The following is a 23,488-nucleotide window of genomic DNA, read 5'->3' on the forward strand; positions in this document are numbered from 1 at the left end:
GATCGCCTCCGTCAGTTCGAGGTGGTGCCGCGCACGAGAAGCGCGGGGCGCTTCACGAGCGGGAGTGGGTTGGATTCGGTGTGGATCTTCATCCCCTTGCCGAACTCCATGCGCTCGGGCGGGGCGACGAAGACCTCGGCGTCGGCGAGGCCCGGCGCCTGATTGACCTCGCCCATGAAGTCGGGCGGAGCCCAGAAGTTGGTGAAGGTGTCGGTGGTCCCGAGCGGGAAGAACCGCACGTCACCGGCGGGAATAAACCGCTGCGGCGCGGTCCGCGTGCCGTCCTCTTGGAGGTACGAGGCCGCGCCACGGTACTCCTCGAAGGTGATGCCGCCGAAGGTGAAGCCCTTGCGGACGTCCTCGCGCAGGATCTGCGGGCCGGACTGGTAGTACTTGAAGGCCTCGGTGACCTTCGCGTGTCCGGTGAGCTTGCGGAACCACTCGGGAGAGCACAGAGCGTGCACGCCAGTCATGGTTTCGCCCAGGAGGTTGTCCTCCATGAAGCCTGTCACGTCCTGACACTTGCCGAGCACGTCGGTCGTAGCGGTGCCGAGCGCGAAGTCGAAGACCTGCTCGGTGACGCCGAACATGTCGAACAGATTCAGGATCACCGAACCGTCGTAGTCTCGGATCACGCCGCGCAGCGCGCCCACCCGGAGGTTCTCCAGCGTGATCGCGTGCTTGCGGCGCATCGTGATCAGCTTGCGGTCCAGGAAGCCCTGGAGGGACTCTAGGCCCACCGTGCCGGCGGCGCCGAGGGCGAGCATGTTCTGCACGTCCGTGGTCAGCACCGCATCGTCGTGCGGGATGTGTGGCACGTAGAACGGCTTCGGCTTCTGGTTGCCGCGGGTGCCGAGGGACGGCGGTCCGCCGCGCGGACGGGTCGGCAGCAGGTTCAGCACGCCGTTCTCGATGATGACCACGCCGGTCGTCGTCGGGATCGGTTCGGGCCGGAACAAGCCGAGCTCGTTGATGCGCCCGTAGGTGTTGGGCACCATCGTGATGTTGCCCGTGAGGGCTGCCGCCGAGAAGGCGTCCTGGTTGAAGATGTCGAGGATCGTGGGCATCGGGTCAGGCTCCCTGACGGACCTTGATGCCCACGGCGGCGAGCTGCGCATTGGCAGCCGCACGCTTGGTCGCATCGGTGACGGAAGGCCCGTGGATCAGGCCGGCGTGGCTCACGACCGCGTCGCAATCGACGACGACGGCCTGGGCGTCGGCGCTAGTCGCGTCGACGGGGAAGAGCAGGATGGCGACCGAGGTCTGCGACCCATCGGCGCCAGAGGCGGCGTTCGGCACGAACTTGCCCGAGGCAGACAGCTTGCCAAGGACCTGACCGGTCTTCAGCTTGCCGGCTCCGGACGCGATGATCGCGGTGCTACGCGAGCGGAACGACGGCTCCTCGGACTTGAGCCAGTCGGAGGCAACGGGTGCGGTTTCCAGAAGGGCCATGATCAGGCTCCCGTGGTGAGGCCGGCGCGCTTCAGCTCACGCTGCATCGACGCACGGGATGAGGAGAGACCGACGTTGCCGTCGGCGGCGGGCACGTGGGACGAGATCGAGGTCTTCTCCTCGGCGGCCACGAGTCGGTCGAAGAGGGCCGCGCGGATGTCCTCGACGGACTTGCCCTCGGCAAGCATGGTCGCGGCGAGGTCGGCGGGGATGTTCGCATCCTTGCGGCGGGCGAGCGCCACGAGGTCCTTGGCCTTGCCGGCGGCAGCCACCCGAGTCTTGGCGTCCTCGACACTAATGCCCTCGGCCAGCATGGCGGAGGCCATCATCGGCACGCCGCTATCGACGCACAGCTTGACGATCTCGGCGGCGTCGGCCCGGCTGACGGTCTTGTCTTTGACCTCCGTGCCCTCGGCCTCGGCCGCGGCAATCTTCTCGTCGAGGGACGCGATCTCCCCGGCGGCGGCGTCGAAGTCGTGCTGTTCGTCGTCGGTCATCGAACGACCGCGGGCGGCGGTGGCGAGCTTGGTCATGCGGGCGGACGCCGCCGTGCGGGCACGGCGAAGACCCGGGAGGGTATTCGACATCTCAGGTCTCCGAGGTGTGAGTGGTTAGCTCGGTCAGCGCCGAGCGCGGGCGGTCCGCTCGTTGGCGGCGGTGCGGGCGAGCTGGCTGTAGCTGCGCTCGTAGGTCTGGACGCGGTCGGCCATGCCGGCGGCGACCGCCGCGGCACCGACTTTCGAGCCGCCGCCGCCGAAATCGGACTTCACCTTGGCGGCCGTGACCTTCCGGCCCCGAGCGACGTCGGCGATGAACTGCCCCTCGATGCTGTCCAGGAGTGCGCGGATCTCGGCCTCACCCTCCTCGGTCTGGGGGTCAGGCCGCTTGTTGGGTGCGTTCGATGAGACGATCTCGATGGCGAGCTCGCCGTTGGCGTTCGGCTCGACCTGCTTGGTGATCGCGGCCACCACGCCGATCGAACCGACGATGCCGGTCTTCTCGACCGCGATCTCGCCGGCCGATGCGACCAGCCAGTAGGCAGCCGAAGCCGCCGAGCCGCTGACGTGGGCCAGGACCTGCTTGGCACCGCGCATCGCATAGATCTGGTCGGCCAGCGCATTGATGCCGGTCGGCGACCCGCCGGGGCTGTCCACCATCAGCATGATGGCCCCGACCTCGGCGCTGTCCCGGGCGATCTGGAGATCCCGGGCGAGCATGGCGGCCGACGTGCCGGTCCCCGACATCTCGGTCATCATGTTGGCCCGCGGGAAGATCGGGCCGACAATGGGCACGATCGCCACGCCGTCGCGGGTCACCATTGTGTAGCGGGCGCCGTCGAGACGCTGTGCAGTCGGCCCAGCTGCCGCTTGCAGGTCCAGCCGGAACCAGTCCTCACCCTCGGCGGAGCGTCGACCGGCGCGGCCGTCTCGGTCGAGGCTGGCGAGGCTGGCCATGAAGTGCAGGTAGTCCGGGCGGATCGCCCAGGGCTCGGCAGACAGCGCGCGAAGGGCTGCGGTCATTGCTGGCCTCCGCTTGGGTCGGCAGGTGTGGGATCGGCCGGTGGGTCGTCGGGCGGGGCGTCAAGCTTCGTCGCCTTGCGGCCATCGCTGGTGTACGCGAGGCCGAGATCGTCGGCCCGATCGTTGTCGGCCTTGTTCTCGGCGTCGATGACTTCGGCGTCGTATCCGCCCTCGGCGACCTTCTGGGTTCGCGACGAGAAGCCCGCCTGAACCTCCATCGCCTTACCCTGCACATCCTGCACGGGGTGGATGTACGGCCACGCCTGCGGGATCCACTTCACGGCGACGGCCTGGGCCCGGCTCATGCCCGGCGGTAGCTCCAGCGCACCGGAGAGCAGCGCGAGATCGAACCATCGCTGCCAGATCGGTCGACAGAACTGGAACACGACCAAGTGGTGCTGCCATCCCTCGACGGCGCGACGGAAATCGTTGAGCGCCGCCCGGAGCGTTCGGTCGTTGAGCTGGCTGTAGTCGCCGCTCAGCAGCTCGTAGAGGAGCCCGAGCGCGGCAGCGACTTGGCGCTTCGATTCCCGCACGAACACATCGAAGTTTGGGCCGACGTCCGGCGTCGGGGAGAACGTGATGTCCTCCCCATCGGCCAGCACCTGCAGGGTGCCTGGCTCGAACTCGACCGTCGCGGCGCCGTCCTCGTCGGGCGGATCGCTTCCGAGCGGGCCACCACCGGGCAGGCCACCCTCTTCCTCGACCTTGCGCCGGATGAAGCCGACCAAGCGAGCGGCGTTCTTCTTCCGCACCAACTCGGCGTCGAGGTACCCGTCGAGGTCGTACAGTGTCCGGAGAGCGCGGGCCAACCACGGCTCGCCCCGATCTTGTCCGGTGCGCTGCGCCCGGTAGAGGTGGCACACGTCCGTGGCCGGCACCAAGGCCAGCTCGAACGCGTCGGCGGTCAGGAGTAGATCACCGGGGTGCTCCCGGTAGAGCCAGAAGCCGGACCGCTTCCCGATGGCGTCGTACTGGACGCCCTGACGAACCCGCGCGGTGGCGTCCGTCTTCAGGTGAGGACAGTGCTCGCCCTCGAGGATCTGAAGCTGCAGCGGGACCGGCAGGCCATCCTCGGGCCGGCGCGTCCGCAGCCGCGTGAAGGTCTCGCCGCCCTCGACCATGCCGCGCACGGCGAGCGCCTGGAGGCCGTAGAAATCGTGGGCGCCGACGCTGTCGGCCTGATCGGTCCAGTCCAGCCACAGCGCCTGGACCTTCGCCCGGAACGCCGCGTCCTCCTTCTTAGTCCGCTCGGCCGCTTCCTGCGAAAGACCCTCGATCGGCCGGCCGGCCATGCTCCGCGGCACGATGCCGGTCCCGACGAGGTTCGAGGTCAGACGGTCGACGGCCGCGCCTGCGTAGGCGTTGCGTCTGGCCTGATCCCGGCTTTTCCGGCGCAGATCGTCGAGCGCGTAGATGATCGCGCTGTTCGGGCCGTAGCTGCCGACCCGCCAGGTACGCGAGCGACGGCCGAGACCGTTGGCGATATCGTAGGCCGGCGCCTCCGCCGTACCCGCGATACCGCCGTCCAGATCCATCGCGACCGGCTCGACGTACTGCGTGGTGCCCTTCACGCGGAAGCGGGCACCGTAGGTCGAGCGCTGCGCTACCACCCGCTGCGCCCGGTCATCACGACCTGCCGCGTCCGGCGCGGCACGACGGGGCTCAGCTCCGTCTCCAGCTCGCGGATCCGGGCCATCAGGTCGGCGCGGGCCTGCCGCATCTCGGCGTAGGTCCGGTAGGTGATGCGCCCGGTGTCGGCATCCTCCAAGGTGAGGACGCCGCTGGCCATGGCACCGTCGAGGGAGATGAGCTGCGCCTTCAAGGCAGCCAGCAGCGCGATGCGTTGGTCGATCATCACGGCCTCACCGACGATTCGTGACACGGCTGCGTCGGACGGAGCGCCGCTGCTGATCCCGGGCCGCCAGCGTGTTCGCGGCGACCACCGGCGGCACGGTGACCTCGGCGGGTTGCTGCCGCTCGATGCCGAGCAGCGCTTCCAGATCCCGCCAGTGCACCTCGCGCCAGCGGTCCCAGCCGCGCATGGCGGCCAGCCCGCGGGCGTAGTTCGCGCAGTCCAGCCACTCGTTGCGACGGCCGCCGATCGGCACCCACTCGCGCCGCGTGCGGCCGCGGTTCGTGCTCACCACCAGTTCCTCGGCCGTGAGCTGCTTCACCCCATCCTCGGGCACGTCGCGCGGCAGGTGGACGAAGCCTGCCGGGAACGCCTCGCCGCCCGGCGGGCGGTGCAGCGCGAGGCAGCCCATCAGCTCCTGCTTGGCGAACGAGACGCCGATGCGGACCGTCTTCAGGCCGCGCCGGAGCTTCTTGCCCGTGGCGTTCGCGTCCTTGGCGCCCACTCCGAGGAAGGCGCCTGCGTAGCTGTCCGAGCCGTCGACCGCGTGGACATTGCCACGACCGGCCTGGGAGCGAACGAAGGCGTAGACCTCAGCGGTGAAGGCGCCCGAGTCGATACCCCAGTCCCGGACCGCCATCGGCGTGCCGGTCTCGTGCTCCCAAGTTTCGTCGAACATGGCCGCGAGGTCGGCCCAGACCGGCGCCCGCCCGGTATCGCCCGGCAGCACCCGATGCTCGATCAGCCAGCGCTCGCGGTTCCGACCGAAGCCCCAGACGCTGACCTCGATCCGATCCTTCTGGACGTCCGCGCCGCCGAACAGGATCAGCGCCCCGCGCGAGACCGTGCCGCTCAGGTAGCTGTCCCGGCGCGCGTAGACGTCCTGCCATTCCGGGGTGTCCGCACCCTCCTTCCAGGTGCGGGCCAGCTGGGTGTTGAAGAACGTGAGCAAGGCCCCGGGCCCCCGGCGCAGCGCCCGCGCGAACTTGGCCACCGTCTTCTGGATCGTCTGCTTGGGCGCGTAGAGCTTAGAGGCCACGCCGCCGGCATGCTCGTTCGAGACCGCTTCGGTGCCGCAGTGCGCGCACAATGCGCGCCGCACCCCATGCGCCTCCGGCCCCCAGTGATCCGGCGTCTGATGCTCGCCGCAGCAGGTGAATGGTCGGGTCTGCCGCCACTCCACCTTCCGCAGCGCCACGAGGCGCTGGGCCTCGGTCCAGGGCCGCTCGCACGAGGCGCACTCGTACCGCGCCGTCTCGGGCAGGATCCGGTCCTGCGCATCCTTGTCGAACTTGACCCGATCCCATTCCAGCGGCTGCCAAGTGCTGCAACCGGGGTGGGGGCAGCGCACGTAGGCGCGGCGCTGGTCGCTTTCCTCGTAGCTCGTCTCGATCGCGCTGCGCCCGGCGATGGTCGGTGAGCAGGCCAGCACGGTCAGGGCGTTCGCCTCGAACTCGGCTTGCCGCTCCACGGCGAGATCGATCGGCGGCCCCTCACTGCCGGCCGAGGCCGGGAGCTTGTCGATCTCGTCGGCCATCAGCAGCCGGATCGGCCGCATGGCCAAGTTGGTCGGGCTGTTGCCCCCCACCATGGTGATGTGGCCGCCCGCGAACTGCTTGTGCCCGAGGGTGGCGCCGGCGTCCGTTGCCTTGGCGTCGCCGAACAGATCGCGCAGCACCTTGGTGTCGCGGATCATCGGCGCGAGCCGGTCCTTCGAGAACGTCTCCGCCGCGTCGTCCTTCGGGAACAACGCCAGGATCGGGCACGGGTCGAGGTGGATGAACCGCCCGAGGATGTTCTCGATCACGGTCGTTTTCAGCAGCTGCGTGCATGCCATCAGCGTGATGGTGCGCACGCCCGGCTCGGTCGCCCACAGCATCGGGCCCCTGGCCACCTCGACGCGCGAGACGACGAAGCGCCCGCCATTCGAGGACTCGCGACTGAGCCGCCGGTACCGCTCTGCCCACTCGACCACGTTCAGGTCAGGGGGCGGCGTCATCCCTCGCCGCCACGACGCGGCGAGGCTGGCGGTGTCAGCTGATGCTGGCGTCTGGTTCGGGCTCGCCGAGCTCGGCGATGTGCTTGCGGACATGGGCGGTCAGGATCGTCGTCAGCGTCCGCGCGTCGATCTTCAGCTCGTCGGCCATCTCAATCGCGACCCGGGCCGGCCAAGCGAGCCACGCGTCCCGCAACTCGCGGGCGGTGTCGAAGAACAGCGCTTCGGCCGCGGCGCGGTCCACGAGGCGGCGGTCGTTCTTCAGGACCTCCTGCCTCCGGAACAGCCCGAGGAAGTTCTCCTTGCGCCGCACCGCCTCGTTGAGCGGCAGGTCCTGGGCATCGGGGTCGTAGCCGTCGAGCTCGGCTTCGAGGTCGGCCGGCCGTGGCTTGGTCGGCGCCATCATGCCCACCGGCTGCCGCTTCCGTTCGGTGCACTCACGCGGATCCGGCTCGTCCTTCGGGACTGCTCGGACCGGACGGTGCGTCGTGCCGCCCCGGTAGCTCGTCGGCCGCTGATCGAGGTTCCACTCGGTGGCCTCAACGTCCACGAGGCCGGCAGCGGTCATGACCAGCAGGCCTTGGCCCTTCCACTTCGTGACCCCGGCCTTCGAGACGCCGCGGTGCCGCGCGAACTCGGCCTGGGTCAGGGCAGAAGGGCGTTCACTCGGTGCGTTCACCGTTCACCGTTCACGGGTTTTCGACCCTCAGCGCTAGGAAGGGGCCGCGCCTCTACAGCCCGTATTCTGGTCAGATCGGCAGGGTCCCTCGACCTGCCGGGGAATGGCAGACGGTTCACCTATCGACCGCCACTGGAGGACTGGGTCACCCTCCTGCCCATCCGCCGGGCCATGGCCTCGACATCCTCCACGGTGGTGCGGACGACCATGCGGGCAGCAGGAGCGATGGCACTGGGTGAGCCCCGCAGGGTGGAGCGGATGGCCTTCCCTACGGCTATGCGGCGCTCAGAGCAGCGGCAGGGCATAGGGTGCGCCTCTCTTCGGTGTAGCGGCGCTCGTACTCACCGCAGTAGTCGCTGGCCCGGACGAGCGGCCAGATGCCGAGGAGCGTCTCATCTTGCAGCGAGGGCCGGGCGATGTGGCAGTCGCCGATCGACACGGTGGATGTGGCGGCGACGAAGAACCGGCACGTGCCACAGCCGTCAGGTCCAGAGATCGGATTGAGGAGGCGCATCGGAAAGCCTCGTGCCGCGAGGGAAGCACCGCGACCAAGTACGAATCGTTGAACCTCAGGTAATCGAACTGGAGATCGACCTGCTACGCTGCAACAAAAATATGGTGTGCAGAACGTTCATCGTGCACCGCTGGTGCACGGTTCCAGTCTTGCGCGGCCATTGCAGAGAAGCGGTCTTACCCGTCTCCGTCGCGGCTTAACGTCGACGCCCGAGGGCGGAGTACAGCGGCGACAATAGGCTCGAACGACGCGAAGATATTACACGAGCGTCACGTCCGCAATACCCAGTTCCACGGAAGATGGGCGACCGAAGATGCTGACCGCTACCTTCAGGCGGTCGCCGGGCATGATTGCCTCGACGATCGCGGGAAACGAAGCGAACGGCCCCACCATCACGACGACGTTGCTTCCGACCTCGACACCAACCGGCTTCACGATCTCACCCTCCGCTACCGCATCGAAGAAACGCTGGAGTGCCTTCGGATCAAGGCGGGCCACGCGCCGCACCAAGCCGGGGATGTTACCCGCGTTCTCAGTGTCGATCGCGCTGTAGGTCACGGCCTCAGCGACGCCCGGCAGGTTCACCACCGCATCGAGGTGATCCTGATCTCGCACACCCACGATCACGGTCTTCACCAGCAGGGGCGTATGCCGCACGACCCGACGGCCGCGGCGGACCACGATCTCGCTGGCCCGTGGCCGGAACGCTCGCACCTCGCGCTGCTTGAGCGCATCATCGAGGCATCGCCGTCCCAGCGGACCGAGCAATGGCGCCGTCCGGATCATGTGCCAGCGCAGGTTGGGGTCGATGAAGTTCGACGTGGTGCCCCGCACGGGATCGGCGGCCGAAGGCCCTACAGCCGCCCCCATGGTTGGAGCCGTCCCATGAGACCGCTGTGCCGCTCGACGCTCGGCCCGACGCTGACGACGCTCGCGCTCGCGCTGCTTCTTGCCCGGTTTGCTCATGCTTCGACCTGCATCTGTTTGAGGAGGACGTCGTTCCAGTCCATGCCGACACGGTCAGGGAGCTTCACCGTGACGGTGCGGTCCTTCCGGGCCAGCCGATGCGCGAGGGCGTAGGCAGCGGCCTGACCGACGTAGGCGGCATCGGCGTCACCGAACACGATGATCTCGCTGGCCTCGGCCGGCGGCACCCACTTGGCGAGCTGTGAGGCGTTCACCGCCGCCCATACCGGGACGCCGAACAGAGAAGCGGCGGCCAACGCGGTCTCAATCCCCTCGGCGATTCCCAACGTGCTGCCGATCTCGAACAAGCGGACCGCGGATCCGGGAGGAATCGTCCCAGGCATCAGCCTCCGGGGCGCGGCGACATCGGCCTTCCGACCGTCATGGGTCAAAAACGTCCGGTGGAGCGTCGCGGCATTACCGTCTGCATCCCGAACCATTGCCAACATGCCGGGGTGGAACGACGGCGTGTCGTCCTGGTAGCGCAGCCGGGCCGCGGTCCGAAGGCAGTCAGGTACGTTCGTCAGCCCGACGCGCTGCCGGAGATACCGCCCGACCGGATCGTCGGGCCGCACGGGTGATGCCGAACGCCACAGCCGATTCAAGCCAGCCCGGCAGTCCTCGATGGACCGCTCGGCCTTGGCGGGCACCGGCGGGGCTTCGCCGATGATAGGATCCAAGCGCTCGGCGATGTCCCGAAAGCTCATACCGGTGACCCGCATGGCGAGCTGTGCGCCGTCGCCGGCACCACACGAGTTGCAGATCCACGTCCCACGGCCGCCCTTGTCGTCGTATCGGAACCGGGTCTTGCCCCCACACATCGGGCACGGCCCCTGCTTCGGCGTCAGGAACCTGCTGTCGACGCCCAGCATCGGCAGCAAGCCCGTCCAGCGACCAAGCGCCCGTTCAGCGAGCGGCGTGCGCATGCGACTTCCCCTTGCCCTTCACCCAGGCGATCTGGCGGGATTTGATCCACGAAAGGATGAACGGCGTGGGCTGGACGGGCTTGGCGTTGTGGTAGCGATCCGGCCAGACGCCGGTCAGCTCCTTGAATTTGTGGGCCGCCCAGCCGTCGTTGTAGCCGCGGGTTTTCGCATAGTGCCGAAGCTGGCCGAACAGCGATTCCTTCTCGGCCACTCCGGCGCGGGCTCGAGCGGGCGTCATCTCTACGAGATCGCCGTCCTCGCACTCGATCTCGGACTGCTTTTCGGGTTTGAACCCGCAAGACGGGCACTTCAGCACCTTCGCCGGGCGCAGGAATTTGCACGAGGGACACTCCTTCGGCAGTGCCTCCTTGCGTTCACGGGGGTCGGCCTTCTGACGCTCGCGACCATCGTCGAGTTTGGCTCTCGAAATGTCTGTGACAAATCCGAGCCGCGAATGCGTGTCGGAATGGTCGAGGATTAGACAATCGGCCTTACCCGGGGCCGTCCGTAGCCCACGGCCGATGATCTGCACGAACAGCATCTCGGACTTCGTGGGCCGGGCGAGGATGATGCACCGAACGTCGAGATCCACACCGGTGGTGAGGCATCCGACCGACGCGATGACCTGCAGCTCGCAGGCCGTGAACTGCCGGAACAATGCCTCTCGTTCCGCTGGCTTGGTGAAAGCGTCGATGTAGCCGCACCGCACCTCGGCAGCCTCGAACTGCGCCTGGATGTGTTTGGCGTGGGCGCGATCGACGGCGAAAGCGAATGTCGGCCGCCGCTCGCCGTGCTTGAGCCAGGTCTCGACGACATCGGCCACCAGCGCGACTTGGTTCATCGCCTCGCCGAGATCACCCTCGTGAAAGTCGCCGGCCACCGTGCGGACGCCCGACAGGTCGGGGTGCGAGGGAGCGTAGACCCGGAACGGCGAGAGGTAGCCCGCTTCGATCAGTTCGGCCGTCGAGATCACGGAGACCAGATCGTCGTAGTGTTTGCCGAGGCCTTTGGTCCACGGCGTCGCCGACAGCCCAACGAACGGCACCTTTGCCCAGGACGGATCGGCCATCCACGGGCCGATCATCTCGAACCAGCGATGCGCCTCGTCGATGACGACGATATCGAACCGGGGAATGGCCCGGCGCTGCGGCGTCTGGATCGAGGCGACCTGGACCGGCCGTGTCGCGTCGGTTTTCGGATGGCTGCCTTGGATCACGCCGACCTCGGTGATCCCTTCAGCCCAGAACGACCGCACGGTCTGGTCGATCAGCGACAGGGCAGGGACCACGAACAGCACCCGGTTGCCCTTGGCGAGGGCGCCCTTCACGATCGCCGCGGCCACGACGGTCTTGCCGAACCCGGTGGGTGCCTGAAGCATCGGCCGACGGTGTCCGGTCGACAGCGACTGCCGCAGCCGGTCGATAATCCGGACCTGGTGGGGGCGGAGTTCCCGGCTCATCGGGCGCCTCCCGCGGCAGCGTCGCGACCGAGAGGGGCGTTGTCAGGCCAAGCCGCAGGATCGGGGGGCGGGGGCGGGCCAGCGTCGGCCGGCGGGCGCCCCTCGCGTGTGTGTGCGCCTACGTGTGCGGGTGTGCCTGCGCCTACGTGTGCGTGGGTGGTCCCCCCCGAACCGTCAGTCGCGGCTTGGATCTGTTCCCTGGTCCTAGGTCCAGGGTCCAAGGTCTTTGATCCATACTCCAGCATCGAATGATCGCAAGGGCTCGCGATTGCTCGCGATGGCTCGTCGATCGTCGGGGCGTCGGCTTCCTCAAAACCAGGGAATTTCGAAGGAGACGGACGATCAATCTTTTGATGGTTTAACCACTTAGGTATGTCGAGATACGAGTTTCCGTTGACCTTGTAACGGCGGATGAACCCGCCTTGTTCGAGTTCTTGCAGCCACACCTCGATGAGGCCTCGCGCATCCTCGTCGTATGGGAACAAACTTCCAGCGAGGGACAGCGAGGCCGCGCGAGTCCTCCCCGCATCATCGACGATGGTCCAAAGCTGAATGAACAGAAGCCGGGCATCCCGCGACAGGGTGCCGATCTTCTCATCCTGCGGGAACTCGGGTTTGATCGTTCTAATCCGGGCCATCAGGCGTGGCCCTCCATCTCCATGGAGTGCAGCTGATTGGCCTCCAGAGGCGCGCTGGCGCGTTGTTGCTGGCACTCCAAGGTTCCGGCCATCCAAAGGGCCATGACGCGGTCCACAACTCGCTTTGCGAATTTGATCTGCTTTTCGGTCAGCCCATTTCTGCCGGCGGCATGGCTAAGCAAGCTGGCTGTAAATTTGAAATCGTCGTCATCCGTGCCCATCACGGCCACGCTCCATGTGAGGACGTCGACCCAGCTGTTGCTGTTCGGATAATCTGGCACCTGATGCGGATACAGGCGGTATAATTCGACAGGACGAGGCTTTGCGGCCTCAGCTTTGGCGATCGAGCTTGAACCGTAGCGGCACAGCATCTCGCCGAACTCCACGACCATTTCGTAGTCGTTTGAAGCTTGGGCCTTGCGCAAAAGATCTTCCCGCAAGGTCCGCAATGCCTTATCAGCGTTGGCATACAGCTCTTCTTCGGCACCCAGGCCGGGTCTGGACTTGCGCATAGCGATACCGCTCCGGAAACCGCTGTGCGCGGCCGGTGAAAGGGTTCGAATTGTGGTGGCGTCAGGCGCCGCTACGGCGCGTCAGATCAGGGCGGTGCGCGGACTTGGGCCTTGGGCCTAGTCTTCGGCGTTAAGTGCCCCGTGAATTCGGCCTCGGGCTGGCAGCAGCGCTCTCGCAGGCACTCCAGGCAGGCGACAGTCGCTCGGTAGGCCTTTGCCCGCCTACGGTTCGCCTCAGCGGGTATAGCCATGTCCTGGGCGTCGAGAGCGATGGCCATCCCTTCGGCTGAGCATGCTTGGTCTCGGTACCAAGAGGCCAGCCGGTCGACCGTGGCGATCGGCGGCACATCGAACTGATAATCGTCGGGATCAGGGGACGTCATTCGTCATTCTCCCGCAGCCAGGCGCCGAACTCGGCCAGCGAGAAGCCGAGCGCGGTCAGACTCTTCCCGAGAACTGTGCGCAGCCAGCGCGGCGAGGCGTTCCGCAAGAGCCTCAAAGTCGGACGCAAGGGCCGTAAGCTCATTGCTGGCACTTTCTGCCCGCTTGGCGCGAGCCGTTCTGATGGCATCGGCCTCATGGGCGTCGATGCGCCGGGCCTTGCCGTACCAAAGGTCGAAGGTCCGCCAGTACGGTAAGCCCGCAGCTCGGGCCGCACGGGCGATCCTAGCTTTGACGCGGTCGCCCTCCACGGGCGGACCGGCCAAGGCCTTCAGGCCGTCGGAAACCTCAAACGCGAGCGTCGACACGCGCGCCTCCCAACAGTTTTGGGACACGTCCCAATCCTTCCGAGCCAGAGTGATCGGCGTCGAAAGGAGCTTCGTTGTGGGCAAGCAGAGAAACAGCATCGTCGGACAGGCCGGGCGCAGGAAGCTGGCAGGCGTCAGCGCGCGGCAAGTCGGCGGTTCTGATGGTGGTTGCAGTCACGGGCAGGTCTCCCCCGCAAGGGAGGCCGCCCGCCGCCTCATGGCGACGAGTTCACTCGGGGGTACGCTTCCCGCAGACAGCCGGTGGATGTGCCCGGCGACGCGAGCTGAAGCCCCTCGCACGCCGAAGCGCAGTTTCCGCACGGCCTCGGCTGAGATTCCGGCTACAGCCGCTACATCGGCATCGGTCAGCCCTTCGGCCCGCATCCAGTCGCCAAGCCGCACGCTAGGTCTCCCGAGGACTGCGCCGGTGGCGCCGACCGTGCTGACGCCCGCTAGGTTGAGCGAAGTCCTGGCGGTGATACTGCAGGAGATCGTCGCCCTGATCCCGACTGTTGATCAGGATCCCGCCTTGCAGAGGCTGGCCAACCGATTTGACAGGCTGAGCCGCGTCAGCGGTGGGTCGGAGGCAGCCGGAATGCTCGGTGCGATCAGCGGAGACTTGATGAGGCTGGAGACGCATTAGACGTGCGCCTCGCGCTCAAGTACTGCACTCCTCCGGCGAATCGGCTTGGCCGTACCTTCAAGTGTCGCATACGAGATGTGTGCGAGCCGACGACGTAGAGCCTCAGCCTCAATCTGACGCCAATACGGCTGCGGAATGGTGTTTCTAGACCGCCACGAGCTTACGGTTCCTGCCGGGCAGCCTAAGACGCGCGCCAACGACGCATATCCAAAGGCATCGATAATTTCGCGTGCGGAGACCATACCATCTCTCTGCCTTATGCATAGGTGTGTGGTCAAGCAAAATCTCTGCGACATGCAGAGCCCAATCATGCATAAAGCAGACATGAGTGAGCCGCACGAACGCCTGCGCCAAGCGCGCCTACGAGCAGGGTACAAATCTGCGGCGGAAGCGGCGCGTCGATTAAATGTCCCCTACGGCACGTACTCGGGGCATGAAAACGGAAACCGAGGGTTCAAGAGAGAAGAGTACATTCGTTATGCGCGTATTTTCGGAGTTGATACTGCTTGGCTTTTGGAGGGAACGGGATCGCTAATTCCCAGCGATCCGACGGAGATTTTCTGCGTTTGGAAGCTCGGAAATGTTGGAGCCCTACCGGACGGGGAGCTCGATACTTCACCTGCAGAAAATGATAAGGATTTTGTTTTGAGGATGAGCTATTTTCCAGAAGACTGTGCCGATGTAGCAGTTGTCGGCAATAATGTAAGAAATTTTGCGCGGAAGGGTTGGCATTTGATCTGCGAGGATGCTTATTTTCCATTGTCCGATCGACACGAAAAGGAGCTATGTTTCTGCAGGCTGCCGGATAATAAAGTGTTTTTATATTTTATACATAAGCATAAGGGCAATGGGGTATGTGATATTGAGACTGGCAATGGTGACTTTATGCATGACTGCGTAATTGTTTCTGCATCAATTGTTGGGATGATACTTCCGAATATTGCAGTAAAATCAATGCTCGATATTATGGCATTACACAGTGAAAAACTCATGGAGATGGCGCGCGGAGTGCTTGGCGACACGATCAATATCAACGTGGGCGAAGCGATTGACTCAAACAAATTCGATTGGGATCGCGACGGGGCGATCGCCGCGCGCGCAGACGAAGCGCTAGAGAAACACCGCCGCGGCTGATCTCTGCGAAATGCATTGACACGCCTCTGCAACTAGCAGAGGATGGCTTACCGCTTTAGGCGAGAGGCCGCAAATGCTCGCGCATCACCTCTGCATTCTGGGACCGTTTCTGGCCGCATGCGCTGCATGGGGCATCGGCCATCACCGTTACGGGCGGGCCTAAGCTATGGCTGCCTCGTCCCTCCCGATCGTCGCCGAAGTACCGCTGCATCAACGTGACGGAGAGGCGCGCGTCCTAGACGCTGATCTCGGTCAGCGGCTCGGCCTAGCCCGCCCGACAAACATCCGTCAGGTGATTGAGGCCAACCGAGCCGAGATCGAGGCCTTCGGGGGTTTGCATTCGGTGCGTGTAAACCCCGGTCCGCAGGGCGGCCGGCCCTCCGATACCTTCTACCTCACCGAAGAGCAGGCGCTCTGCACCGCGACGCTGAGCCGAGCGCCGAATGCCCCGGCCGTGCGAGCCATGCTGATCCGGCTTTGGTCAGCCTACCGGCGTGGCCAGATCGCAGTGCCGTCGAGCACCATCAACGTTCGTGACCCGGGTCAACTGGCCGTCATCGCGACGCAACTTATCGAAGTGAACCGCGAGTTGGCCCACCGGGCCGAGACGGCCGAAGGTACGCTCGCCATTGCCGCCCCGAAGGCGGCCGCGCTTGATCGCATTGCGGACACTGAGGGTCTGATCCTGCCCAGCGATGCCGCGAAGGCGTTGCGCATGGGTCCAAAGCAGATCGGACCATACCTCACAGAGATCGGGTGGTGCTTTCGTCGTGCAACCGGCCGTCTCGCGGCTAGGCAGGATCGGCTTAACGCCGGGCTGCTCGACCAGAAGATTGTTTCCGCCGGCGAAGGCAGAACAGATGTCCAAATTTTCGTCACACCTAAGGGGCTGACAATCTTGGCGCAAAAGCTCGGCGTCAATCTCGATGTGAGCCGAGACTTGTTCGGGGCGACCTCGTTCGGCCGCCATCACTGAGTTTACCTCCGGCCCCCGCCAACCGTCCTCCCTGGAAGTTCAGCGGTCGGCGAGGGCCTTCACCCACCCCACCGGAGACCAGCCCAATGGAACAGGATCTTCCTGATAGCGGACTTGTGTCTGTAGCCCAAACCGACGACACCGATCGCCGTAGCGAAGTCCGTGATGCCGCCGTCGAGCGGATGCTTCAGCGGACTGAACCTAGCTGCGACGATGCCGAGTTGCTTGCTCTTCAATCTAAATGGGACGCCTGTGCAGCCGCCTATACGCGGGCCATTGAGGAGCAGGGCACCATCTCGGACAACGCCCCGGGCGTGGAGGCGCCGCCGCCGCGTGAGCCAATTGCGGAGTGGGCGAGGCTCATCCCAGGCTGGCGTCAGCGGACCGGCATAGAGGCCGCCGAGACCGCTACCGCCGAAGCCATGGATGACCTTTCTGAGGTTGAGAACCGCATCTCCAACATGCCCGCCAGGACGCTGGCAGGGCTGCAGCTCAAGGCCCGCGTCGCTCAGCGGAACGGGGAGGTTTCCTGGCCGGAGGGGCTAGAGGAAAGCCTGGTGCAGGACATCCTGGCGATCGGCGAGCTTGAGATCGAAGCCGACGCCGAACTGCTTCAACTCAGCCGCCAGTTCGAGACTGCCCGTGCCCGCGAGAAGGCCGTCTGCGACGCCTGCAACGCGGCTCAGAGAGAGGCGGACCGGCACATGCCCGAGCGCCCTGCCTGCCTGACCTATCGCGCCTCCGATGAGCCGCTGCGGGTCTACCAGTACCTGACCGATCCCGAGGGGCTGAACGGGGTAGAGATCGGCAGCACCGACGTTGAGCGGCTGCGGCGCATCATGCCGATGACGCACGAGGTGCTGCGCCCGATCCGTCCGGGCGAGCGTTCTCACCGTGACCATCCCGGCCGGAAGTTCGACATCGTGCCCCATCCCGAGGCGCAGGCACGCGCCGAGGAGATCGTGACCGGGTGGGATGCATGGCGAGCTGAGCAGGCTCGGATCCAGGACGAGCACGTCACGACCGAGCTTGAGGACGCTGCTGAAGCAGCTGGTGAGGCCGCCGGCAACCTCGCCGAGCAGATCGCGCGCTTGCCCGCCCGCACCGCAGCAGGGTTCCAAGTGAAGCTCCGGGCGTTCGCGCACTACCGACCGAAGGCGCTCCTAGCCGAACTGCCGGAACTGCCAGACCCGGATCAGATCCTGTCACACTCGCTCTGGCAGGACATGCAGGGATCCGCCTCGACGGTAGAAGGCACCCACCCTGTCACGGTCGAGGAAGCGGCCACCCTAGATTTCGCCGCCTACACCTTCGACACGCCGACCCGCGACCCGAACGGCTGGATGAAGGAATTCGCCCACCACGCCATCGGCATGCACGTCGCTGACCGCACTCTGCGCATGAGCAAGCCCGAACTAGTCGCCTTCATCCGGAAGGGTGGCGAACGCGATGCCGATGTGCCCGCCACTATGCTTGCGGCACTGGAAAACGCCCAGCGGACCTTCGAAGGCTGGGGCAAGCTGCTGGATCTGGCACGCACCCGGTACTTGGTGGCGGGATCGTCTGCCGTGCTGGGCAACGAGGGCGCTGTCGCCGAACCCGCCGAGCCGGAGGCCCTGCCGGGGCCGCCGCTGGTCAGTGACCAGCCAGCCGCTTTCAGCCTCGTCGGCATGCTCGATCTCGCATCCGCCACGATGCTCGAACTGTACGCGGTACGAGACATAGCTGAGCGCGTCGGCAGTGTGGCCTACGTCCATGCGTGGACCCCCGCTGCCGCGACAGCGTGGATACCTACGGCGCTCCTCATTTCAACGCCGCCGGCAGGCTGGTGCAGTGGGTGGGTGACGCCCTGACGGCGGTGGAAAGCGCAGCTGAGAAGGAAGCTCAGCGCCGGAAACCAGACAATCGCGACGACCGCGAGTCACGGCTGTCGATGCTAGCCGCAACGATCATCGACAATGACGACCCTGGTGAGATTGAAGCCTTCGCCCGCGAACTGCTGGCACATGCCACCGCTTCGGCAAAGGAGGCTTGATCATGAGCGACCGAGCCACACAGCTTGCTCAGTTCCTCTGCGAGGGCGGAGCTATGTTCCGCGCCAGCGCCGACGGCGGGATCGCGGACGGCGAACTCATTCGCGTCATCCGGGGCAGATTCCCCGGCATCACAAAAGCCGAAATCCAACGAGGAGTCCGGATCGCCGTCGAGGTTGTGCTGACGGATGGGAGGCACGCATGAGCGCCGTCGTCTACCACTACACCGACACGGCACGCTTGCCCTGGATCCTACGGGACGGTGTTTTGCGGCCGAGCCGCAATAGCATCGGCGACTTCCCAGACCCGGACTTCCTCTGGGCGACGACCATGCCGATTCCGGACGCCACGGCTTCGTCGTGTGGTCCAGCGGCTCTCGCCGCGCTTCGAGATGGCCGGACCCGCAGCGTGCGGTTCACACTGCGCGCGAGCGACTTCGAGGCATGGCCGGACATTACGGCTGGCTTCGCAGCCTGGACCTTGTCGGAGGTACGCCGCCTGGAGAAGGCGGCTCGTACCACGACATCACGTCCTTGGAGGTGCCGGGTTGATCCTCTGCCGCGTGAGGCATGGCTAACCGTCGAGACTCGGTGCTTCCGCGACAGGGACTGGACGCCCGTCGACACGGGCACTGAAATCATCGACCTGGGTGACGGCGCGCTCGGTCTCTGGTTGGGGGACTTGGCCTACTTCTCCGGGCAGATCCCGCAGGCGAATGGCAACGTCGGCTACAGCGTGTTCACTGGACGAAGGAGTGCCGCATGATCTCGGTCTCCACCCCCATCCACACCGCAACGATCAACGGTCTTCCGGTCCGCTTTTTCCGCGGCCCAGCAGATGGCCCCGACATGCCGTGGCACGCTCATGAGGAACTGCTCGCGACCCTCGCGCTGCCGCGGGATCTGCGTCGCGCGCTCAAGGCCGCACTGCTGAAGCACTGGAAGGAGGCCTGCCACACGGTCGAGGTCCAGGGCGAGCCGGTGCTGATCGCGCCGCACTTCGTCGCCCAAGGCCTTATCGGCATGGCGCGTGAACTGGGCAAGGCTATCACGACAACCCCTGACCTCGTCGACCGAGACTATGCTCGCGCCGGCGTTGCAGCGATGAATGCCCTCACGGCGCACATGCCTGCGGCCGAGGACCGTTTCCACTGGGCGATGCAGGCCTTCCGCAATCAGGGAGGTGCGTCGTGACCCACACCTCTGACCATCTCGGCCGGGTCTGGGCCCACGACAAGCTCGACCACCTGCTCAGCGATCCCGAGGTCGTCGCGACCGTTGAGACGATGGACCGGGCTGCCCGCTGGCATGGCGGCGAGTTCGAACTCTCGCGTGCCCGTGGCTGGGCTAGAGCGCAAGGTCGTTCAGAGGCCGGCCTCGCACTCCTCGTGATGCTTTGGTGGCGTCGACTGGATAGCCAGCTGGGGATGACGGCATGATCGCAATCAGCCCACTCTACGCGGCGATCTCCGCCCACCGCGCCGCCTACGATGCCTTCCAGGTCGCCCCGGAGGGTGAAGATAGCGAGCTTGCCAACTGCGAGATGCTGGACGCGCTCGATGCGCTCGTCATCGCGGCCTGCGCGTTCCCGCTCTTCAGCCGGCCACTCCCCGTCGGTACCGGCGCGTTGCTGGCACACCTGCAATGGTGGCTGGCTGACGAGGCGGTCAACGCAGCGGACTATCAGCCAAACTTCGCCATCCTGCTGGATCGCGCCGCGGACCTAGCAGCTGTGTTGGCCGAGCCGGCTAATCCTGACCCGATCATCGCCGCGATCGCGGCGGCCGACATGGCGAACGCCACGCACACGGCTTGCCTCGTCCACCTCGACGAGGATGACGAGGCGCAGATCGAGCAGTGCAACGCTGCGGCTCAAGAGACCGACCGCACCTTCAACGTCGTTCAGGAGATGATGCCTGTCACCCTCGGTGGTCTGCATGCACTGACCCAGTTCTACGCCCGTGACGCCAAGCTCTACGACCGGTGCAGCGGCGGTAGCGAGTACCTAGCTCATGTCGCGCGAGCCCTGATAGCATGTGATTCGACTGGGCAATTTTCGTTGATTCGGCAGTCAAAAGATCTGTCTGATCAACGGCTTGTGGTAGTGATTCCGCCGCTCGAGAAGACGACCTGTCCCGGCGTGCCAGATCAAGCTCAGGTTGAAGCCGCGTGGTGCGCCCTATCGGCCGAGACCCGCGATCGGATCGGCATCATCGCCACCGACATGGTGTTCCAGAGCTTCGTTTCGGGCGATGCCTGCGCGCCGAAGGATCGTGCCGTACCGGGCTGGAGCAAGAAGGCCCGGGCAATCCGTGACGCGGCGATGGATGCCTCGTGCCAGCGTCTGACCGAGGTACACAACGTCGTCGAAGCTGTGTTGCCGGATCTATTCGGCCCGGTTGGGCAAAACCCGGACTGGGCGGTAGCGATGGGGGCGCGGCGATGAAGCGCCCGATCACGGCCCTCGCCGTCACCGACCTCGCGCCGGCCACGCCACCGACGCCCAAGCCCGAGATCACCTGGATCGCGCCGGGCGAGCTGCTGGTGGACGACGCCTACCAGCGCGACTTGTCCGAGGCATCGCGCAAGCTGATCCGGCGAATCGTCGAGGGCTGGGACTGGCGGCGCCTCAAGCCGCCGATCGCCGCCTGGACCGACGACGGCTTGGAGGTCATCGACGGTCAGCACACCGCCATCGCGGCGGCGACGCACCCCGCCATCGACCTGATCCCGGTGGTGGTGGTCGACGCCGTGGCTCAGGCTGAGCGGGCGAGTGCGTTCCTCGGGCACAACCGCGACCGGCTCGGCGTCACGGCCGCGCAGATGCACGCCGCGGCCGTCACAGCCGGGGATCCCGAGGCTGTCGCGATGGATGCGGTCTGCCGACTCGCCGACGTCACGGTCCTCCGGCTGCCGCCGGCCGGAGCGAAGTACAAGCCCCGCACGACCATCGCGGCTGCAGCGGTCCGCGCCATGGTGCTAGCCGAGACCGAGGCGGATGCCGCTTGGATCCTACGAACGCTCGCCGACGGTGGGCTGGCACCGATCACAGCCGCACAGATCCGGGCGCTTCAGCACCTGATCGGCGACGAAGATTTCGCCGAGGTTGACCGCGGGACCTTGGCTCGCACGGTGGCAGCGACGCCGATCAAGCCGGCTGAGCAGGAGGGGCGGGAGCACGCCGCGGTCCACTGCGTGCCGATGTGGCGCGGGCTGGCGGCCGTCTGGTTCAAGGCGGCGCGGAAGGCTGGGCGTCGGACCCAGTCGCAGGAGAAGGTGTCCCGGGCGCCAGTGCGCGGCACGATCCCGATACCGGACTGGGTCCCAGATTCCCTCGTGGAGGACTTTCGCGACGTGGCCCTCGCCAGTGGCGAGGAAGCCGCCGCCGCACACATCCGTAAGCTGAAGAGAGAGGAGCACGCCGATGCTCGGCACTGACCCTGCACGGCACGTCGTGCCGTTCCAGGCCGCCGCCCGCGAGTTGGGACTGAGCGCGGCCACGCTCCGTCGTATGTGCAAGGAGGGCAGCGGGCCGACGCTACTGCGCCTCAGCGAGCGCCGGCTCGGGGTCCGCCGCGGTGACCTCGACGCGTGGCTTAAGACCCGCGAGATAGGCGCCGAGTAGGTCGAGGGCCTCACGTTTCTCGGCGGCGTAGATCGCCCGGTTGTAGATGCCGGCCACGCCCGACTTGTGGCCGGAGATGTGATTGAGCACGGCCTCGACTACGTGCGGCAGCACCTTGAGGCGGTCGGCCATCACAGTCGCTGCCGTGCGACGCAGGTCGTGTAGGCGCCAGCCCGTCACCCCGGATCGCTTGTCCAGTCCTGCCTTCGCCCGAGAGAACCCCTGGAAGCCACCTACACCTTGTCCGAACACGAGCGTGCGGCCCTCGACCCGCTCCATGCCGGCGAGGATCTGTAGGGCAGAGGCCGACAACGGCACGTCGTGGCCCTGGCCGTTCTTCACCCGCGCGTCCGGCAACGACCATGTCGCGGCGGCGAGGTCGACCTCCGACCAAGCCAACTCAGCGACTTCGTCCCGGCGCTGGCCGGTCAGCAGGAGCAGCCGCACGATCCGGCTGAAGTCGTCGTTCCGGCAGGCCTTCAGCACCCGGCTGATCTCGTCCTCAGTCAGCACCCGGGCGCGGCGCACCTCCGGCGCGGGTTTCGGGACGCCGATCACGGGGTTCGCGTCTGCCGCCCCAGTCCCGACTAGCCATGCGAAGTGCGCCGACAAGGCTGAGCGGGCGCGATTCGCCGCATGCGGCCCAGTCTCGCGCCGGATCTTGCCCAGATGCTCGGTGATCTCCTGCCGACCCACCGCGTGGAGCGGCAGCTTGTGCAGCGGCTTCCACACCGTGCGCAGGTAGCGACCGGCCTCGGCGAGGTAGGCCGGTCGGAGATGTGGCGAGACCGCGTCCAAGTACGGCTCGACCACCGCGCCGAAGGTCACCGCAGCCCGGGCTTTGGCCTTCGCCTTCTCGGCGTGCGGATCCTCGCCGAGCTTGGCCCGGGCCAGCCGCTCGCTGGCCGCCTTCCGAGCCTCGGTCGCCGACAGGAGCCCGGCCTTCCCCAGCGATTCCCGCTTGGACTGACCGAGCGCGTTGCGGTACTGAACAACCCACATGCGCGAGCCGCCCTTGCTCACGCTCAGCCCGAACCCCGGCAGGTCATCGTCGAACACGACGAGGCGGTCTTTCCCGGGCGGCAGCTGCACCGCGGCAGCGGTCTGGTTGGTCAAGCGCATCCCTCTCTCCCGGTAAGCACATGGTAAGCGAGCGGGACGATTCGAGCGTCGATGCCCGGTCGCATGATAAGATGGTACATGCGCACAAGCCTCTCGCAGATCAACACTTCTGCCGACCGGTAAGCAGTCAATGTGATCTGATTTTCATCTAACACATGTTTCGTAATGAGGGGGTCGGGGGTTCGAATCCCTCTTGCGGCACCACCACTTAGCCCTTGGCCTATTGACCGGACCCTGTATCCGGCGCGCCAGAGCCAGTCGCGTGGCGAACAGCCGGCCCGTCTCCGGGCTGCGTAAGTCCGCCGAGATTTTCGGCCATGAGATCTCCGCCGCGGCCGATCCCGCCGGGACACGAACCGACCATCATCCGGACCGCGATCCTGCCGGCGTATCGGGCACAGGGATGAGCGGAGAGCCGTATTTCACGGCGACCGATCAGCGCCTGATGCGAGCCTCGCGCAACTCTGGAGGCTGCATGGGGATCGGCGAACCGGACGCTCGCGGCATCATCGACCGTGTGATCGCCTATCAGCCATGGGCACGGGACGGGGAACTGATGGCCCAGGCGCGAACCTGGATGCTGAGTGCGGTTCGCGGCGGCTGCTCCGCCGCCATTAGGGTCTGTCAGCGGGCATGACGCGTCAGGGGACTGAGCGGATTTTCCGCTGCCGACCAAGCTCCACCACGCGC

The 23,488-nt window shown here is 66.2% G+C and carries 28 protein-coding genes; 13 read left to right on the forward strand and 15 right to left on the reverse strand.

The features are described 5' to 3' along the window. Window positions 1-11 precede the first annotated feature (11 nt). The 14 genes from MKK82_RS08930 to MKK82_RS08995 all read right to left on the reverse strand — a co-directional run bounded on the left by MKK82_RS08930 (window position 12) and on the right by MKK82_RS08995 (window position 13,266). Window positions 12-1,067 carry a major capsid protein gene (locus tag MKK82_RS08930; protein WP_243985356.1) on the reverse strand — a complete coding sequence of 352 codons (1,056 nt, stop codon included), beginning with the start codon at window positions 1,065-1,067 and terminating at the stop codon, window positions 12-14. 4 nt (window positions 1,068-1,071) lie between these two features. Then, window positions 1,072-1,452 (reverse strand): head decoration protein, encoded by a 381-nt coding sequence (locus MKK82_RS08935; RefSeq protein ID WP_243985358.1) that lies wholly within the window; start codon window positions 1,450-1,452, stop codon window positions 1,072-1,074. Window positions 1,453-1,454: 2 nt separating this feature from the next. After that, window positions 1,455-2,039, reverse strand: coding sequence for a hypothetical protein (locus MKK82_RS08940; protein WP_243985359.1), 585 nt, complete (start codon window positions 2,037-2,039; stop codon window positions 1,455-1,457). A 33-nt stretch (window positions 2,040-2,072) separates the two neighbouring features. Next, window positions 2,073-2,972: a S49 family peptidase gene (locus tag MKK82_RS08945; protein ID WP_243985360.1), complete on the reverse strand. Its 900-nt coding sequence runs from the start codon at window positions 2,970-2,972 to the stop codon at window positions 2,073-2,075. Further along, a complete protein-coding gene (locus MKK82_RS08950; protein ID WP_243985394.1) occupies window positions 2,969-4,510 on the reverse strand; it encodes a phage portal protein in 1,542 nt (513 codons plus the stop codon). The genes MKK82_RS08945 and MKK82_RS08950 overlap by 4 nt, the downstream gene beginning before the upstream one ends. Before the next feature lie 68 nt (window positions 4,511-4,578). Then, complete coding sequence (locus tag MKK82_RS08955; protein WP_243985366.1) at window positions 4,579-4,830, reverse strand: phage head-tail joining protein; 252 nt, start codon at window positions 4,828-4,830, stop codon at window positions 4,579-4,581. Between the two features lie 7 nt (window positions 4,831-4,837). After that, window positions 4,838-6,826: a phage terminase large subunit family protein gene (locus MKK82_RS08960; protein WP_243985367.1), complete on the reverse strand. Its 1,989-nt coding sequence runs from the start codon at window positions 6,824-6,826 to the stop codon at window positions 4,838-4,840. A 34-nt stretch (window positions 6,827-6,860) separates the two neighbouring features. Continuing rightward, a complete protein-coding gene (locus MKK82_RS08965; RefSeq protein ID WP_243985368.1) occupies window positions 6,861-7,502 on the reverse strand; it encodes a hypothetical protein in 642 nt (213 codons plus the stop codon). 274 nt (window positions 7,503-7,776) lie between these two features. Beyond that, a complete protein-coding gene (locus MKK82_RS08970; protein ID WP_243985369.1) occupies window positions 7,777-8,016 on the reverse strand; it encodes a hypothetical protein in 240 nt (79 codons plus the stop codon). A gap of 258 nt (window positions 8,017-8,274) precedes the next feature. Then, on the reverse strand, window positions 8,275-8,982 hold the full coding sequence (locus MKK82_RS08975; RefSeq protein ID WP_243985370.1) for a transcription termination/antitermination protein NusG: 708 nt from the start codon (window positions 8,980-8,982) through the stop codon (window positions 8,275-8,277). Then, window positions 8,979-9,908, reverse strand: coding sequence for a toprim domain-containing protein (locus MKK82_RS08980; RefSeq protein WP_243985371.1), 930 nt, complete (start codon window positions 9,906-9,908; stop codon window positions 8,979-8,981). Before MKK82_RS08980 ends, MKK82_RS08975 begins: the two co-directional genes overlap by 4 nt. Beyond that, window positions 9,889-11,367 (reverse strand): DEAD/DEAH box helicase, encoded by a 1,479-nt coding sequence (locus MKK82_RS08985; RefSeq protein WP_243985372.1) that lies wholly within the window; start codon window positions 11,365-11,367, stop codon window positions 9,889-9,891. Before MKK82_RS08985 ends, MKK82_RS08980 begins: the two co-directional genes overlap by 20 nt. Before the next feature lie 637 nt (window positions 11,368-12,004). After that, a complete protein-coding gene (locus MKK82_RS08990) occupies window positions 12,005-12,517 on the reverse strand; it encodes a hypothetical protein (RefSeq protein WP_243985374.1) in 513 nt (170 codons plus the stop codon). A gap of 386 nt (window positions 12,518-12,903) precedes the next feature. Further along, window positions 12,904-13,266 carry a hypothetical protein gene (locus MKK82_RS08995; protein WP_243985376.1) on the reverse strand — a complete coding sequence of 121 codons (363 nt, stop codon included), beginning with the start codon at window positions 13,264-13,266 and terminating at the stop codon, window positions 12,904-12,906. Window positions 13,267-13,693: 427 nt separating this feature from the next. On the opposite strand from MKK82_RS08995, the gene MKK82_RS09000 reads away from it, so the two are divergent. The 12 genes from MKK82_RS09000 to MKK82_RS34360 all read left to right on the forward strand — a co-directional run bounded on the left by MKK82_RS09000 (window position 13,694) and on the right by MKK82_RS34360 (window position 21,676). Further along, entirely contained in the window at window positions 13,694-13,909 is a 216-nt protein-coding gene (locus tag MKK82_RS09000; RefSeq protein WP_243985377.1) for a hypothetical protein, read from the forward strand. A 294-nt stretch (window positions 13,910-14,203) separates the two neighbouring features. Further along, window positions 14,204-15,043, forward strand: coding sequence for a helix-turn-helix domain-containing protein (locus MKK82_RS09005; protein WP_243985378.1), 840 nt, complete (start codon window positions 14,204-14,206; stop codon window positions 15,041-15,043). Between the two features lie 166 nt (window positions 15,044-15,209). Next, complete coding sequence (locus MKK82_RS09010) at window positions 15,210-16,019, forward strand: phage antirepressor KilAC domain-containing protein (protein WP_243985379.1); 810 nt, start codon at window positions 15,210-15,212, stop codon at window positions 16,017-16,019. An 86-nt stretch (window positions 16,020-16,105) separates the two neighbouring features. Beyond that, a complete protein-coding gene (locus MKK82_RS09015) occupies window positions 16,106-17,872 on the forward strand; it encodes a hypothetical protein (protein ID WP_243985380.1) in 1,767 nt (588 codons plus the stop codon). Further along, window positions 17,857-18,054, forward strand: a complete 198-nt coding sequence (locus tag MKK82_RS09020) for a hypothetical protein (protein WP_243985381.1) — start codon at window positions 17,857-17,859, stop codon at window positions 18,052-18,054. Before MKK82_RS09015 ends, MKK82_RS09020 begins: the two co-directional genes overlap by 16 nt. A 2-nt stretch (window positions 18,055-18,056) precedes the next feature. Continuing rightward, on the forward strand, window positions 18,057-18,257 hold the full coding sequence (locus MKK82_RS09025; RefSeq protein ID WP_243985382.1) for a hypothetical protein: 201 nt from the start codon (window positions 18,057-18,059) through the stop codon (window positions 18,255-18,257). Further along, a complete protein-coding gene (locus tag MKK82_RS09030; protein ID WP_243985384.1) occupies window positions 18,254-18,817 on the forward strand; it encodes a hypothetical protein in 564 nt (187 codons plus the stop codon). Before MKK82_RS09025 ends, MKK82_RS09030 begins: the two co-directional genes overlap by 4 nt. Next, window positions 18,814-19,245 (forward strand): hypothetical protein, encoded by a 432-nt coding sequence (locus MKK82_RS09035; RefSeq protein WP_243985386.1) that lies wholly within the window; start codon window positions 18,814-18,816, stop codon window positions 19,243-19,245. Before MKK82_RS09030 ends, MKK82_RS09035 begins: the two co-directional genes overlap by 4 nt. Further along, window positions 19,242-19,490: a hypothetical protein gene (locus tag MKK82_RS09040; protein WP_243985387.1), complete on the forward strand. Its 249-nt coding sequence runs from the start codon at window positions 19,242-19,244 to the stop codon at window positions 19,488-19,490. Before MKK82_RS09035 ends, MKK82_RS09040 begins: the two co-directional genes overlap by 4 nt. Then, on the forward strand, window positions 19,487-20,497 hold the full coding sequence (locus tag MKK82_RS09045) for a hypothetical protein (protein WP_243985390.1): 1,011 nt from the start codon (window positions 19,487-19,489) through the stop codon (window positions 20,495-20,497). The genes MKK82_RS09040 and MKK82_RS09045 overlap by 4 nt, the downstream gene beginning before the upstream one ends. After that, a complete protein-coding gene (locus MKK82_RS09050) occupies window positions 20,494-21,489 on the forward strand; it encodes a DUF6551 family protein (RefSeq protein ID WP_243985392.1) in 996 nt (331 codons plus the stop codon). Before MKK82_RS09045 ends, MKK82_RS09050 begins: the two co-directional genes overlap by 4 nt. Next, window positions 21,476-21,676: a helix-turn-helix transcriptional regulator gene (locus tag MKK82_RS34360; RefSeq protein ID WP_409566784.1), complete on the forward strand. Its 201-nt coding sequence runs from the start codon at window positions 21,476-21,478 to the stop codon at window positions 21,674-21,676. The genes MKK82_RS09050 and MKK82_RS34360 overlap by 14 nt, the downstream gene beginning before the upstream one ends. On the opposite strand, the gene MKK82_RS09055 is transcribed toward MKK82_RS34360, so the two are convergent. Further along, a complete protein-coding gene (locus tag MKK82_RS09055; RefSeq protein WP_243985393.1) occupies window positions 21,590-22,798 on the reverse strand; it encodes a tyrosine-type recombinase/integrase in 1,209 nt (402 codons plus the stop codon). The two genes, MKK82_RS34360 and MKK82_RS09055, sit on opposite strands and share 87 nt — an antisense overlap. A 262-nt stretch (window positions 22,799-23,060) precedes the next feature. On the opposite strand from MKK82_RS09055, the gene MKK82_RS09060 reads away from it, so the two are divergent. Beyond that, window positions 23,061-23,435, forward strand: a complete 375-nt coding sequence (locus MKK82_RS09060) for a hypothetical protein (RefSeq protein WP_238291390.1) — start codon at window positions 23,061-23,063, stop codon at window positions 23,433-23,435. The last annotated feature ends 53 nt before the right edge of the window (window positions 23,436-23,488 follow it).

The sequence above is a fragment of the Methylobacterium sp. E-046 genome, assembly GCF_022829625.1.
Classification (GTDB): Bacteria; Pseudomonadota; Alphaproteobacteria; order Rhizobiales; family Beijerinckiaceae; genus Methylobacterium; species Methylobacterium longum.

Bases quoted from the DNA above. Each gene is read 5' to 3' on its own strand.
- MKK82_RS08930 (WP_243985356.1), bottom strand. From the start codon at position 1,067: ATGCCCACGATCCTCGACATCTTCAACCAGGACGCCTTCTCGGCGGCA.
- MKK82_RS08935 (WP_243985358.1), bottom strand. From the start codon at position 1,452: ATGGCCCTTCTGGAAACCGCACCCGTTGCCTCCGACTGGCTCAAGTCC.
- MKK82_RS08940 (WP_243985359.1), bottom strand. From the start codon at position 2,039: ATGTCGAATACCCTCCCGGGTCTTCGCCGTGCCCGCACGGCGGCGTCC.
- MKK82_RS08945 (WP_243985360.1), bottom strand. From the start codon at position 2,972: ATGACCGCAGCCCTTCGCGCGCTGTCTGCCGAGCCCTGGGCGATCCGC.
- MKK82_RS08950 (WP_243985394.1), bottom strand. From the start codon at position 4,510: ATGGATCTGGACGGCGGTATCGCGGGTACGGCGGAGGCGCCGGCCTAC.
- MKK82_RS08955 (WP_243985366.1), bottom strand. From the start codon at position 4,830: ATGATCGACCAACGCATCGCGCTGCTGGCTGCCTTGAAGGCGCAGCTC.
- MKK82_RS08960 (WP_243985367.1), bottom strand. From the start codon at position 6,826: ATGACGCCGCCCCCTGACCTGAACGTGGTCGAGTGGGCAGAGCGGTAC.
- MKK82_RS08970 (WP_243985369.1), bottom strand. From the start codon at position 8,016: ATGCGCCTCCTCAATCCGATCTCTGGACCTGACGGCTGTGGCACGTGC.
- MKK82_RS08975 (WP_243985370.1), bottom strand. From the start codon at position 8,982: ATGAGCAAACCGGGCAAGAAGCAGCGCGAGCGCGAGCGTCGTCAGCGT.
- MKK82_RS08980 (WP_243985371.1), bottom strand. From the start codon at position 9,908: ATGCGCACGCCGCTCGCTGAACGGGCGCTTGGTCGCTGGACGGGCTTG.
- MKK82_RS08985 (WP_243985372.1), bottom strand. From the start codon at position 11,367: ATGAGCCGGGAACTCCGCCCCCACCAGGTCCGGATTATCGACCGGCTG.
- MKK82_RS08990 (WP_243985374.1), bottom strand. From the start codon at position 12,517: ATGCGCAAGTCCAGACCCGGCCTGGGTGCCGAAGAAGAGCTGTATGCC.
- MKK82_RS09005 (WP_243985378.1), top strand. From the start codon at position 14,204: ATGCAGAGCCCAATCATGCATAAAGCAGACATGAGTGAGCCGCACGAA.
- MKK82_RS09010 (WP_243985379.1), top strand. From the start codon at position 15,210: ATGGCTGCCTCGTCCCTCCCGATCGTCGCCGAAGTACCGCTGCATCAA.
- MKK82_RS09015 (WP_243985380.1), top strand. From the start codon at position 16,106: ATGGAACAGGATCTTCCTGATAGCGGACTTGTGTCTGTAGCCCAAACC.
- MKK82_RS09025 (WP_243985382.1), top strand. From the start codon at position 18,057: ATGAGCGACCGAGCCACACAGCTTGCTCAGTTCCTCTGCGAGGGCGGA.
- MKK82_RS09030 (WP_243985384.1), top strand. From the start codon at position 18,254: ATGAGCGCCGTCGTCTACCACTACACCGACACGGCACGCTTGCCCTGG.
- MKK82_RS09035 (WP_243985386.1), top strand. From the start codon at position 18,814: ATGATCTCGGTCTCCACCCCCATCCACACCGCAACGATCAACGGTCTT.
- MKK82_RS09045 (WP_243985390.1), top strand. From the start codon at position 19,487: ATGATCGCAATCAGCCCACTCTACGCGGCGATCTCCGCCCACCGCGCC.
- MKK82_RS09050 (WP_243985392.1), top strand. From the start codon at position 20,494: ATGAAGCGCCCGATCACGGCCCTCGCCGTCACCGACCTCGCGCCGGCC.
- MKK82_RS34360 (WP_409566784.1), top strand. From the start codon at position 21,476: ATGCTCGGCACTGACCCTGCACGGCACGTCGTGCCGTTCCAGGCCGCC.
- MKK82_RS09055 (WP_243985393.1), bottom strand. From the start codon at position 22,798: ATGCGCTTGACCAACCAGACCGCTGCCGCGGTGCAGCTGCCGCCCGGG.